The organism is Vibrio azureus (genome assembly GCF_002849855.1).
Classification (GTDB): domain Bacteria; phylum Pseudomonadota; class Gammaproteobacteria; order Enterobacterales; family Vibrionaceae; genus Vibrio; species Vibrio azureus.
This window is the reverse complement of sequence record NZ_CP018616.1, coordinates 373184-386885: the sequence shown is the minus strand read 5'-3', so window position 1 is coordinate 386885 and position 13702 is coordinate 373184. Positions and strand designations below refer to the sequence as shown.

The 13702-nt window shown below is 42.7% G+C and carries 11 protein-coding genes and 1 tRNA gene; 8 read left to right on the top strand and 4 right to left on the bottom strand.

From position 1 onward, the window contains the following. Positions 1-14 precede the first annotated feature (14 nt). The 6 genes from rpsU (at position 15) to BS333_RS01905 (ending at position 6035) form a co-directional block, all read left to right on the top strand. On the top strand, positions 15-230 hold the full coding sequence (rpsU, locus tag BS333_RS01930) for a 30S ribosomal protein S21 (RefSeq protein WP_001145625.1): 216 nt from the start codon (positions 15-17) through the stop codon (positions 228-230). Positions 231-257: 27 nt separating this feature from the next. After that, the gene (locus BS333_RS01925; protein ID WP_021709357.1) at positions 258-701 is read left to right on the top strand and encodes a GatB/YqeY domain-containing protein; all 444 of its coding nucleotides are present in this window, start codon (positions 258-260) and stop codon (positions 699-701) included. Positions 702-845: 144 nt separating this feature from the next. After that, the gene (gene dnaG / locus BS333_RS01920) at positions 846-2609 is read left to right on the top strand and encodes a DNA primase (protein ID WP_021709358.1); all 1764 of its coding nucleotides are present in this window, start codon (positions 846-848) and stop codon (positions 2607-2609) included. 99 nt (positions 2610-2708) lie between these two features. Further along, complete coding sequence (rpoD, locus tag BS333_RS01915) at positions 2709-4574, top strand: RNA polymerase sigma factor RpoD (protein WP_021709359.1); 1866 nt, start codon at positions 2709-2711, stop codon at positions 4572-4574. 142 nt (positions 4575-4716) lie between these two features. Continuing rightward, positions 4717-4792 (top strand) — tRNA-Ile (locus BS333_RS01910). Between the two features lie 652 nt (positions 4793-5444). Next, positions 5445-6035 carry a hypothetical protein gene (locus tag BS333_RS01905; protein WP_033003616.1) on the top strand — a complete coding sequence of 197 codons (591 nt, stop codon included), beginning with the start codon at positions 5445-5447 and terminating at the stop codon, positions 6033-6035. 111 nt (positions 6036-6146) lie between these two features. On the opposite strand, the gene BS333_RS01900 is transcribed toward BS333_RS01905, so the two are convergent. From BS333_RS01900 to BS333_RS01890, 3 genes are all read right to left on the bottom strand, one after another. Continuing rightward, positions 6147-7259: a DUF481 domain-containing protein gene (locus tag BS333_RS01900; protein ID WP_021709361.1), complete on the bottom strand. Its 1113-nt coding sequence runs from the start codon at positions 7257-7259 to the stop codon at positions 6147-6149. Positions 7260-7677: 418 nt separating this feature from the next. Continuing rightward, entirely contained in the window at positions 7678-9510 is a 1833-nt protein-coding gene (glmS, locus tag BS333_RS01895; protein ID WP_021709362.1) for a glutamine--fructose-6-phosphate transaminase (isomerizing), read from the bottom strand. Positions 9511-9679: 169 nt separating this feature from the next. After that, positions 9680-10441: a DeoR/GlpR family DNA-binding transcription regulator gene (locus BS333_RS01890; protein WP_021709363.1), complete on the bottom strand. Its 762-nt coding sequence runs from the start codon at positions 10439-10441 to the stop codon at positions 9680-9682. Positions 10442-10868: 427 nt separating this feature from the next. On the opposite strand from BS333_RS01890, the gene pykF reads away from it, so the two are divergent. Both pykF and BS333_RS01880 read left to right on the top strand, forming a co-directional pair. Further along, the gene (gene pykF / locus BS333_RS01885) at positions 10869-12281 is read left to right on the top strand and encodes a pyruvate kinase PykF (RefSeq protein WP_021709364.1); all 1413 of its coding nucleotides are present in this window, start codon (positions 10869-10871) and stop codon (positions 12279-12281) included. A gap of 160 nt (positions 12282-12441) precedes the next feature. Beyond that, entirely contained in the window at positions 12442-13101 is a 660-nt protein-coding gene (locus BS333_RS01880) for a GntR family transcriptional regulator (protein WP_021709365.1), read from the top strand. Between the two features lie 105 nt (positions 13102-13206). Here BS333_RS01880 and ilvN read toward each other — a convergent pair whose 3' ends face one another. Beyond that, positions 13207-13701, bottom strand: coding sequence for an acetolactate synthase small subunit (ilvN, locus tag BS333_RS01875; protein WP_021709366.1), 495 nt, complete (start codon positions 13699-13701; stop codon positions 13207-13209). Position 13702 lies beyond the last annotated feature (1 nt).

Here is a 13702-nt window from a genome sequence, read left to right as displayed (position 1 = left end):
GAGGTGAAAGGCATATGCCAGTAGTTAAAGTACGTGAAAACGAACCGTTCGACGTTGCTCTACGTCGTTTCAAGCGCTCTTGCGAAAAAGCAGGTATCCTTTCTGAAGTGCGTCGTCGTGAGCACTACGAAAAACCAACTACAGTTCGCAAACGCGCTAAAGCAGCAGCTCAAAAGCGTCACGCTAAGAAGCTAGCTCGCGAAAACGCTCGTCGCGTTCGCCTGTACTAATAACTGGACTCCAAAAGGAATTTAGTTATGGCTCTTATTGATACTCTCAAAGAAGAGCAAAAATTAGCGATGAAAGCCAAGGACAAAATTCGCCTTGGCACTATTCGTTTAGCCCTTGCGGCAATTAAGCAACGTGAAGTCGATGAACAGATCACTCTGAACGACGATGACATCATTGCTGTATTGACGAAAATGGTTAAGCAACGTCGCGACTCTGTCACGCAATATGAAGCAGCAGGTCGTCAAGATCTTGCTGAGGTTGAGCAAGCAGAAATTACTGTACTCGAGGATTTTATGCCTCAAGCGCTAACAGAAGAAGAAGTAGCTGTTCTTGTCGAAAAAGCTATCGCTGAATCTGGTGCCGCTGGCATGCAAGACATGAGTAAGGTAATGGCCGTTTTGAAACCACAAATTCAAGGCCGTGCAGATATGGGTAAAGTAAGCGGTTTGGTCCGTACTAAATTAGCTTAACACCCCACCCAATTGCAGCAAGCCGTGCTATCCTTTGGAACGCACGGCTTGTTTGTATCTGTCAGAATGGTATAACTCTAATTAAAGCGCTTTTGCTGACTACCCATTCACTTCAATCATGATTTGCTTTTTTTGTTAGGTTTTATGGCTGGACACATCCCTCGTAGTTTTATTGATGATCTACTAGCTCGACTCGACATAGTCGATATTATCGACGCGCGTGTGAAACTTAAGAAAAAAGGCAAAAACTACGGTGCATGCTGCCCTTTTCACAATGAAAAAACACCTTCATTTAGCGTGAGCCAAGAAAAGCAGTTCTATCACTGTTTTGGCTGCGGTGTACATGGTAATGCGATTGACTTCATTATGGAGTTTGAGCGTTTAGACTTTGTCGAGGCCATAGAAGAACTCGCCTCTTATCTTGGCTTAGATGTCCCCCGTGAGCAACGCAGCGGTAGTGGCAGCGGTCAATTTAAATCAGGTCCACAAGCAAGCAGCAGCGAAAAACGCAGTCTTTATGATCTCATGGGCAGTATTGCTCAATTCTACCGTAGCCAACTCAAGCAAGCTACTGGCAGAGAAGCCATCGAATACTTAAAAAACCGTGGTTTGTCTGGTGAAATTGTCCAAAAATTCGGCATTGGTTTTATTGCAGACGAGTGGGATTTGATACGTAAAAATTTCGGCCAGAGCAAAAATAATCAAGACATGCTGGTTACAGGTGGCATGTTGATCGAAAACGACAAAGGTAACCGATATGATCGTTTTCGAGGCCGGGTCATGTTCCCAATTCGAGATCGTCGTGGTCGAGTCATCGGTTTTGGCGGCCGTGTCTTGGGAGATGGCACACCAAAATACCTCAACTCACCAGAAACACCTATCTTTCATAAGGGCAAAGAGCTGTACGGTTTGTATGAAGTATTACAAGCGTACCGTGAGCCGCCACAGATCCTAGTCGCTGAAGGCTATATGGATGTGGTTGCCTTGGCACAATATGGGATTGACTATTCTGTTGCCTCACTAGGGACATCGACGACAGGCGATCACATCCAAATGCTGTTTAGGCAAACTAATACCGTTGTCTGTTGCTATGATGGTGACCGTGCTGGCAAAGAAGCTGCGTGGCGTGCTTTAGAAAACGCACTTCAGTTTCTGAAAACAGGTAACACCTTGAAGTTCTTATTCTTGCCAGATGGTGAAGATCCTGATAGCTATATAAGAGCAAATGGTAAAGCGGCCTTTGAACAGCAAATCGAAAACGCCACGCCGTTATCAAACTACCTGTTCGATAACCTGATCGAATTGCATAAGATTAATTTAGGCAGTAACGAAGGTAAATCTGCCCTGCGTGCATATGCAAGTGCTCTGATCAACCAAATTCCTGATCCCTACTTTCAAGAGCTACTTGAAAAACGCTTAGATGAACGAACTGGGTTTGATAATAGCCGCCGTCAGCCACGTAAGAAACATAATGAAACTCGACCTCAGCCACACAAAGAGATAAAACGTACCCCAATGCGGGAGGTTATCGCCCTGCTGATGCAAAATCCGAGCTATGCTAAAATGGTACCCGATCTTTCATCAGTGAAAATGCTGGCGATACCTGGTTTAAGTTTATTTGTTGATGTACTTGATAAGTGCATCACTCATCCCCATATTAACACGGGCCAGCTCTTAGAGCATTGGCGAAATGATAGAAATGAGAAGCTTCTATCTCGTCTTGCCAGCTGGGATATCCCAGTTGATGAAGACAATCAAGAAGAAATATTTTTAGACTCGCTGGACAAAATTATTGCTCAGTGCGTAGAAAAACAAATTGAAAACCTGCAGGCCAAAGCAAGAAGTATCGGTTTATCAGCCGAAGAGAAAAGGGAGCTGCTAGCTTTAATGCTAGATTTAAAAGCGTAACCCTGTTTGGTTAGTCAGCAACAATTTAATTTGTTATAGTTAGTGGTTTGCATTTCGCATACTAATTCCTTCACCAGATTACGAAGTTGGATACCGTCTATGGATCAAAATCCGCAGTCACAGCTAAAGTTACTTGTTATTAAAGGCAAAGAACAAGGCTATCTGACCTACGCCGAAGTAAATGACCACCTACCTGCTGAAATCGTAGATTCAGAACAAGTAGAAGATATCATTCAGATGATCAATGACATGGGCATCAAAGTAGTGGAAACTGCACCTGATGCTGATGATCTTGCTCTGAACGATGACACAAACATCACAGATGAAGATGCTGCCGAAGCCGCAGCCGCTGCACTTTCTAGCGTAGAAAGTGAGATTGGTCGTACAACTGACCCTGTTCGCATGTACATGCGTGAAATGGGTACCGTTGAACTACTGACTCGCGAAGGCGAAATCGACATCGCAAAACGCATTGAAGAAGGCATCAACCAAGTTCAATCGTCTGTTGCTGAATACCCGGGCACGATCCCATACATTCTTGAGCAGTTTGATAAGGTTCAAGCCGAAGAGCTTCGCCTTACCGACCTAATTTCTGGATTTGTCGACCCGGATGCTGATGATACTGCAGCACCTACGGCTACTCACATTGGTTCAGAGCTATCAGAATCCGATCTAGAAGATGAAGATGATGACAGCGTTGATGACGATGAGGAGAACAACGAGGACTCAGAAGAAGACAGCGAAGAAGAAGTCGGTATTGACCCAGAGCTTGCACTTGAGAAATTCACGCAGCTTCGCAGTACTTACCAGAACCTTCAGCTTGCTATCAACGAGTACGGCTACGAAAGCCCGAAAGCAACCGTTGCTAACGAATTGATGCTAGATGTATTCAAAGAATTCCGTCTAACACCAAAGCAATTTGATCACCTTGTTAACGAGCTACGAACCTCTATGGAACGTGTTCGAACTCAAGAACGTTTGATCATGAAGTCCACGGTTGAGTACGGCAAAATGCCGAAGAAATCTTTCATCGCGATTTTCACTGGTAACGAATCAAGTGAAGCTTGGCTAGATGGAATCTTGGCTTCGGATAAGCCATATGCTGAAAAAATCAAACGCAGTGAAGAAGACATTCGTCGTTCAATCACCAAGTTAAAAATGATTGAAGAAGAAACATCTTTAAGCGTGCAAAACATCAAAGACATCAGCCGTCGTATGTCTATCGGGGAAGCAAAAGCTCGCCGAGCGAAGAAAGAAATGGTTGAAGCAAACTTACGTCTTGTAATTTCTATTGCGAAAAAATACACCAACCGTGGTCTACAATTCTTGGATTTGATCCAAGAAGGTAATATCGGTCTGATGAAAGCAGTAGATAAGTTTGAATACCGCCGTGGTTATAAGTTCTCGACTTACGCAACATGGTGGATTCGTCAGGCAATTACTCGCTCTATTGCAGACCAAGCTCGTACTATTCGTATTCCGGTTCACATGATCGAAACGATCAACAAACTCAACCGCATCTCTCGTCAAATGCTACAAGAGATGGGCCGTGAGCCGCTACCGGAAGAGCTGGCTGAGCGCATGCAAATGCCTGAAGACAAGATACGTAAAGTGCTTAAGATCGCTAAAGAGCCAATCTCGATGGAAACACCAATCGGTGATGACGAAGATTCGCACTTAGGTGATTTCATTGAAGATACTACGCTAGAACTCCCATTAGACTCTGCAACCGCAACCAGTCTGAAAGGTGCAACAAAAGATGTCTTAGCAGGCCTTACACCACGTGAAGCTAAAGTACTTCGTATGCGTTTTGGTATCGATATGAATACGGACCACACTCTTGAAGAAGTGGGTAAGCAATTTGACGTAACACGTGAGCGTATTCGTCAGATCGAAGCAAAAGCATTACGTAAACTCCGTCACCCTAGCCGCTCAGAAACACTGCGCAGCTTCCTAGACGAGTAAACTTACGCTAATAAATAAAAAAGGTGACCAGTGGTCACCTTTTTTATAATTTATGGCACTAAGTGGATAAAAAACAAACATTAATCCTGTTTTCATGGCTAGACAGCTTGTTTTTGTTCCCCTATAATTGTCCACCTATTAAGGCCCCTTAGCTCAGTGGTTAGAGCAGTCGACTCATAATCGATTGGTCCGCAGTTCAAATCTGCGAGGGGCCACCAAATTTCGAAAGGCGCAGTTGGTTAACCCCTACTGCGCCTTTTTTGTACCTGTTCCACACCCCATCACTACAAGATCAATACCAACACTCAATTAAGCTTAAAGTATTCAATTCAAAGAGATAACGTCTTCGTCAAATAATCTTCTTTGCCGTAAGCTCAGTGTTATATGCCCAAGTAACCTCAAGAGACTGTGTTCAGCGAGATGACCTTATCTCTCAGGCGCGGTAACGATTCGAAGATATAGTCGTTCTACATTGAGAATCATTAACAAAGTCTGAGAGTTAGGGTCGCTCGCCTTTTGGGAGCGTGTCACTGAATCAAGCATCTTGAAATCACTTGGGTATAACTCAGAAATAAGCATCTTGACCTTACCTGAGTTAAATACATCTCGTTTACTAACCACTAAACAGCAATCGAATTAGAATCAAGACAAAGCACTTATCAAATTGACCAGCCCCTTACAAAGCCGATCAAATTAAGCTCAATAAAGAACAATAAAAATAAAAAGACAATAATAGTCAGAAGATTGAAAGCATCTGGTCAACCTTTGAAAGCATCAGGACGAGTACAGCATAAATTGTCGATTTTTTTGAATATCTCAAAATAAAACACTTTAATGCGCGCTCTTTTACAACACTGATAAGGTTATCCAATGAGAAAGACACTTCTAGCAGCACTTTGTTTATTAGGCACATCTGGCATGACAGTCGCTGGCACATTAAATACTGTTAGCTCCGACAATGCACAACTTGCCCAATCTCCAAACAATTTTGTTACTTGTGCAAAGTATGATGCAATGGTTGATATCCTAGTTAACAATGGTGGAATGACTCAGGATGAAGCTAATTTAATTAAATGTGTAGAAGAGTTTAACTTGGATTGGGAGTGGTCAGTAAATACGTGGGGCTACTACATACATCAAGATGACGCAACAACATACACATTACGATTCAAGGGCGACTACCCAGAAACAGCAGAAAGATTTAAACAAGAAATTGACACTGCTCTTAACGGCGGTAAAGAAGAGTTGTTCCAAATCCGTATAGCGAGAAACCAAGAGTTCTCTAATACCGTCAGCATTACCAGTGTTTCAGATATCAAACGAGTACCTGATTCACCTGATGAAGATGGAATCCGTTACCATTGGGACGTGACGATCACAACAAATCAAGAAATCATCGAACCAGCAGATAACTGGGTTGGCTCAATGAATTTCTACAAATTCAAGATGGCCGCTTACTAATCTTACTATAGCGCCCTAAAATTACTGCTCTGATATTCTCTTATCAGAGCAGTGATACCCAAGTAACCTTAAGGCGCTTGGGTGCCTACTAAAAATAATCCGCTAATACTCTTAAATCTCATAAGTTAAGCCAAAGTGAAACGTGTAGTCATCTTCTTTTGGAGTGATTCCGTCTGCATTGGGCTCAACATCTGAAACATGCTCCCAAGTCGCCTTGATGCTCAAATCCAAATCTTTCACGAGATCAATATCAATGCCCAGTTCATTCTTGTGCTGAGTACCCATATTTTCTTTGCTGGTCCAACTGAATGAATAGAAATAAGTCAAATCTATATTTCGAGTCAGTTCATATTCGAAGTTTGACTCAAAATATAAAGCACTGCTGCTTACTTTGTCTTTTTCTCCGGCTTCAACCGTTCGAAAAGCTGTATATTGATAACCAGGACCAAGAGATACATCCCACTGTGTTCTGGGGTTGGCAAGGATAAAATAGCCCAACTGCATAGACACATCTTCTTTGTGATCAATGTTTTGGAATTCATCACTTAGCACAGAAAGCTTAAGTGGTCTGAAGAAGAGTTTATTACTTAAGTAAATATCATAAGAGCCATCAAATGACGTATTTTTTGCCGTCGTCGTGCTATCACTCCTAGAATTTTCATGTCTGGCTTTTAGCTTTGTTCTGGAGTCAACTGCCAATCTTTCTGTTTCTATCTCACCAAGTAACGAGAACTCCTCGGTATTACCTTTACTGATGTCCAATCCCAAAAACAGCTCTGTTTTCCAGTGATCAGATTCCTCTTCGCGACCACGATAAATAGAAACCACTTGTTCAATCGGGAATGACCATTCTTCTCCATCATTGTGCAGGAAAAGCTTGTCATTTTTGATCGACAAGTACCCGTCATAGATCTCTCCGTTCGCCACTCGAACGGTAAAAAAGCTGACTGTCTCAAGTACTGCAATATCTTTTATTTCAATATCCTGATCGCCAAGATCATCGCTATCAAATTCAATTTCTTGCTCTAATGAATTCGCTTCTTCTTTTATCGTCCCCGTTAATTCACCTTTGATGACTTCTCCGGACTTCAATTGTAACCAATCATCGTTATTATCAATCCAAACTACTTGGCTTTTTTGTTGTGTTGTTTTCTCACTGTCTGCCAAAACGTAGTGATTGCCAAACACAACACTCACGCACAACACAAACCACTTTTTATTCATAGAAGAGCTTCCAAGACGCTAACCATTTTCTGCCTATATCAAAGCATAATGCTTATATACCCAAGTGACCTCAAGATACGTGATTCGGAGGGGGCTCAGAAAAGCGAACAGAGATCACTTGACCATAGACTTACCTTGTCAATTTTAGACCTCGTTATCAATAAAAATATCAATAAAAATGAAAAAGTTTAAATCGTCGGTCAATTAACTCGATTGAAGTATCCGCTGTTAGACGAACATACCGGCTCTGCCCAAATGACCTCAAATTAGAGAGAAAACATCACAACTTAACTCACTAGATACCTGACAAACTATAATAAAAAAGCAGCGAAAGTACTCTCTCGCTGCCTAATGTTAAAACTTGTTGTCTCAATTAATACTATATGATCTTGTAGAGTAAAAACCAAAAACTACTGGGCTACTCAACTGTTACTGCTTTAGCAAGGTTACGAGGCTGATCGACGTCCGTTCCTTTAATCAGTGCAACATAGTAAGAAAGTAATTGCATCGGAATGGTGTAATAGATCGCCGCAGTGATTTCGCTGATATGCGGTAGAGTTATGATTTTCATGGTTTCATCTTCCTGGAAGCCAGCATCGGCATCAGCAAATACGTACAACAGACCACCACGTGCACGTACCTCTTCAATGTTCGATTTCAGTTTTTCCAATAAGTCATTACTTGGTGCAACCACGACAACAGGCATATCGGCATCAATCAATGCAAGAGGGCCATGTTTAAGTTCACCTGCGGCGTACGCCTCAGCATGAATGTAAGAAATCTCTTTCAACTTCAAAGAGGCTTCCATTGCAATTGGGTAAAATTCACCACGACCTAAGAACAGTGTATGATGTTTATCAGCAAAATCTGTCGCCAAATCTTCTATTTCTTGTTCGAAAGAGAGCGCTGCGTTGATCTGTTTTGGTAACGCATGAAGAGCCTCGACAATCTCTTTTTCTTTTTCTTTACTCACTCGACCTTGTTGCTTACCTAATGCTGTCACTAGCATTAACAGCGCACAAAGCTGCGTCGTAAAGGCTTTAGTAGAAGCAACACCAATTTCAACACCAGCACGAGTCATAAAAGCAAAATCAGATTCGCGCACTAAAGATGAGCCTGCAACATTACAGATTGTCATCGCGGCCATATAGCCTTTTTCTTTGGCCAGACGCAAGGCTGCTAAGGTATCTGCCGTTTCTCCTGACTGGGAAAGAGTGATGAGCAAGCTGTTTGGTCGTGTGACAAACTTACGGTAACGAAACTCAGAAGCAATTTCGACATCACAGCTCACTCCGGCAATGTCTTCGAACCAATAACGAGCGGTCATACCTGCATTATAAGACGTACCACAGGCAACAATCTGGATATGCTCGACGTTCCTTAAGATTTCTGCTGCGTTGACGCCAATAGACTCAGTAATGATGCTATCAGCGGTCAGGCGGCCTTCCATTGTGTTAATGAGCGCGGTTGGTTGTTCATAAATCTCTTTTTGCATGAAGTGACGATATTGCCCTTTGTCACCTGCATCATGTTCAGCACTCGATTCAATGATTTCCCGTTCAACTGGATGACCTGACGCATCTAATACCGTCACTTGACGACGAGTGATCTCAGCAACGTCCCCTTCTTCTAAATACATAAAGCGGCGGGTGACATTGAGTAAAGCAAGTTGGTCTGAAGCGAGGAAGTTTTCCCCAACGCCAAATCCAATCACAATCGGACTGCCAGAACGAGCAACCACGATACGATCGGGATCATTGCGATCTAATACCACTGTACCGTAGGCACCTTCCAATTGCTCAGCGGTCTTTTGTAAAGCTTCTAACAGTGTTTCTGAGCTGCGTAATTCCCATTCAACTAAATGCGCAATGACTTCGGTATCCGTCTGAGATTCAAATTGATAACCACGCGATTTCAATTGCTCTCTAAGTGCTTCATGGTTTTCTATAATACCATTATGAACAACCGCAATACGGCCTGACATATGTGGGTGAGCATTTGCTTCTGAAGGTTCACCATGAGTTGCCCAGCGGGTATGGGCTATACCAGTTCCGCCAATGGTTTCGGCTTCATTCACTGCATCGGCTAACGCTTGTACTTTTCCTAAGCGGCGAATTCGCGTTAGATTATTGGCATTATCAATGATTGCCACTCCGGCAGAATCATAGCCACGGTACTCCAGTCGACGTAAGCCTTCTACTAAAATTTCTGCAACATCCCGCTGTGCGACAGCGCCTACGATTCCACACATGTATTGATCTCCATCGTTGTTCTATTTGCATCACTCTTCCCTGCTCTTATTTATTATAGAATCAGAAATCGAACTGTCAGGAAGAGGATTCTGGGTACAAAGTTTATTTAGAGTAAAAGTTTATTTAGGGTAAAGCGTTTCTGCGCAAATTAGCGCTTTTATTAGAGCATTAGGCAAGAATGACGTGAACGCCAAATCGTTCAATATGCTGTTGCTGTTCACTCGATATTTCATCATCTGTCACGAGGACATCAATTTGCTCCCAAGCCAGCTCAACATTAGGGATTCTCCGGCCTATTTTTTCTGATTCGATCATGACGATGACTTCACGAGAAACTTCAGCCATCACTTTGCTCAGACCAAGAAGCTCATTAAATGTTGTGGTGCCTCTTTCCAAATCTATCCCATCAGCCCCAATAAAAAGCTGGTCGAAATCGTATGAACGCAACACAGATTCAGCCACTTTGCCTTGGAAAGATTCAGAGTGCATATCCCAAGTTCCCCCTGTCATTAGCAAAGTGGGCTCATTTTCTAATTCATTGAGAGCATTAGCGACATGAAGTGAGTTCGTCATAACCACTAAGCCACGCTTATCATTTAATTGTTGTATTAGTGCTGCAGTGGTCGTGCCGCTATCAATTACAATGCGGTTATGATCGCGAATTAAACTCGCCGCCGCTTTCGCTAAATTTAACTTTCGATTCGAAACATTTGAGTTCATTTCTTCATGAACGACTTCTGTCGGGATAGCAATAGCACCACCGTAACGACGCAGTAATTGACCATTTTTCTCCAACGAAGCTAGGTCTTTCCTGATAGTAACTTCAGACGTATCAAACCTATGTGCGAGTTCATCAACACTCACTTCACCAAGTTCGTTAACCAAATTAGAAATAGTATGCCTTCTTAGCTGAGTGTTTCGTTTTGACATCTAACCTTACCTTAAGTTTCGACTCGAAAGTTATTATAATCAAATCGAAACTTAAAGATCCATTAATTTTGAGTAGAAAAATTAATATTTCTCTATAAAACCTTGTCCTAAGACAATTCTTAAACAGTGATATTGGATTCATTCAGTGGTAGAATTCGCCACCTAAAAGAAAAAAAATTACAGAATTGACGGTTATCTTTTTGTAACTTTCTGCATATAACCTCGAAGAAGTCACAAAAAGCGAACCATAATCGCCGCTTGATGAGTCATAAAATGACTAAACTCGGTGAAAGACTTTCAAAATCTGAAGTATCACAACGAGGCCATGAAAAGATGCGGGTAAAAGTAATAGCCAGCACCACGCCCCGACTTCAGCTTTAACAGCCGACTTTCAAATTGTAACTATACTTACCGGAGAGTATCTTCCATGAAAAAAACCAAAATCGTTTGTACGATTGGCCCTAAAACTGAGTCTGTTGAGAAGTTAACTGAACTTGTAAACGCGGGCATGAATGTGATGCGTCTTAACTTCTCTCACGGTGACTACGTAGAGCACGGCACTCGTATTGCGAACTTCCGCCAAGTAATGGAAGCTACAGGCAAGCAACTTGCGATTCTTCTGGATACCAAAGGCCCAGAAATTCGTACAATCAAACTCGAAGGCGGCAACGATGTTGATCTTGTTGCTGGTCAAGAGTTCACCTTCACAACCGACACCTCAGTGGTCGGAGATAAAGACAAAGTTGCTGTCACTTACCCAGGTTTCGCTGCTGACCTTAATGCAGGTAACACAATCCTAGTTGATGACGGCCTAATTGAAATGGAAGTTATCTCTACGTCAGAAACTGAAGTAAAATGTAAAGTTCTAAATAACGGTGCGCTTGGCGAAAACAAAGGCGTTAACCTACCTGGTGTTTCTGTCAACCTTCCTGCATTGTCTGAAAAAGACAAAAACGATCTTAAGTTTGGTTGTGAGCAAGGCGTTGACTTCGTTGCTGCATCTTTCATCCGTAAAGCTTCTGATGTTCAAGAAATCCGCGAAGTGCTTGCAGCCAACGGCGGCGAGAACATCCACATCATCTCTAAGATCGAAAACCAAGAAGGTGTTGATAACTTCGACGAGATCCTAGAGCTTTCTGACGGCATCATGGTTGCTCGTGGTGACCTAGGTGTTGAAATCCCAGCTGAAGAAGTAATCTTCGCTCAGAAGATGATGATCGAGAAGTGTAACCGTGCACGTAAGATGGTTATCACAGCAACGCAAATGCTGGATTCTATGATCAACAACCCACGCCCTACTCGTGCAGAAGCTGGCGACGTTGCTAACGCAGTAATGGACGGTACTGACGCAGTCATGCTTTCAGGTGAAACGGCTAAAGGTAAGTACCCAGTTGAAGCAGTAACGATCATGGCTCAAATCGCGAACCGTACGGATTCAGCTCTAAAAGCTGAGCTAGGTTCTCGTCTAGACAGCCCTCGCCTTCGTATCACTGAAGCTGTATGTAAAGGCGCTGTAGACACCGCTGAAAAACTGGCAGCGCCACTTATCGTTGTTGCAACTGAGGGCGGTAAATCAGCTCGTTCAGTTCGTAAGTACTTCCCTACTGCGAATATCTTAGCGCTTACCACTAATACTAAGACAGCAGCTCAGCTTGTTCTTACTAAAGGTGTGACACCAGTCGTTGTCGATTCTATCGAAAGTACGGATGCATTCTACCTAGCAGGTAAAGATCTGGCTCTAGAGTCGGGTCTTGGTAATAAAGGTGACATCGTAGTTATGGTTTCCGGTGCATTGGTTGCATCGGGCACAACCAACACCGCTTCTGTTCACGTTCTATAAGACTGAATGTATTTACCTTACGTTACATAAAAAAGAGGGCTATGGCCCTCTTTTTTTATATATTTTATCTTGCCCTCATAATCAGTACGCTGTATTATCAAACAAATCAGAACTATGTACCGTTTAATTGTCATCAAGCCAACAATTCCATGAGGTTACTGTGTCCAGTCCAACTCTTACCGACAAAGTATCAAAAATGATCTGTCAAGATATTCTGACAGGTGTGCTTAAACCAGGTCAGAAGCTTGTCGTCGCTGACCTTAAAGAAAAATACAATGTAGGAGCTTCTCCTATTCGTGAAGCTCTTGTGCAGCTTTCTTGGAGCAAATACGTCCACCTTGAGCCACAAAAAGGCTGTTGGGTCGCTCCTGTATGTAAGAAGGAACTCAACGATCTTTATGAAAGCCTTCGTGTTGTTTCTTCTGTATTACTAAAAAAGGCCATCTTAGCTGGTGATGAAAGCTGGGAGTTGGATGTATTGACGTCTTACCACAAGCTTTCCCGCCTCAATGTGAATGATTCGTTTTGCTGGCAAGAGTGGGAAGAGCGTCATTACCAGTTCCATGTTTCTTTATTGGAAGGTGCAGACTCTAGAAACATGTTTGAATTCTTTAGTGACTTGATCAATCAAATAAAACGCTACCGCTACTTTGCGATGCAAACACTCACTTCAGAACATGACACATTGTTCAATATTGATGAACATGAAATGATCATGAAGCTCGTACTGGCTAAAAACAGTGATGAAGCGATTGAGCTGCTGGATAAACACCTGTTAAGCTCTATGCAAAGCATCGAAACTGCCATAGAAGCGGTTTAATTGTGATTTGGCTGAGATTGAAACCAGAAATGCTCCGGTTTCAGTCTCACGTTGTAACAAAGAAAAATAACGAGCCAACGTCCTCAATTGCTCATCGTAAACCGTCTAATACTTCAGGCTACGTTCGCCACGGGCAATACCAACTACGCCACTGCGAGCAACTTCGACGACTTCCGTCACTTCTGAGATAGCTTGAATAAACGCATCGAGCTTTTCACTCGTACCAGCCAATTGCACGGTATATTGAGTGGCAGTCACATCAACAATTTGGCCTCGAAAAATATCAGCCGTTCGTTTGACTTCTGCTCTGGATAAACCACTGGCCTTGACTTTAACCATCATCAATTCACGCTCAATATGCTCAAACTCGGTAACCTCTTGCACCTTGAGAACATCAATTAACTTGTTAAGCTGTTTTTGAATTTGCTCAAGCTGCATTTCATCAGACGTCGTCGTGATATTAAGGCGTGAAAGTGTTTCATCATCGGTAGGTGAGACATTGAGAGACTCGATGTTATAGCCTCGCTGTGAAAACAGGCCAACAACACGCGACAAAGCACCAGGCTGGTTTTCCAATAATAAAGAAATGATATGTCTCATC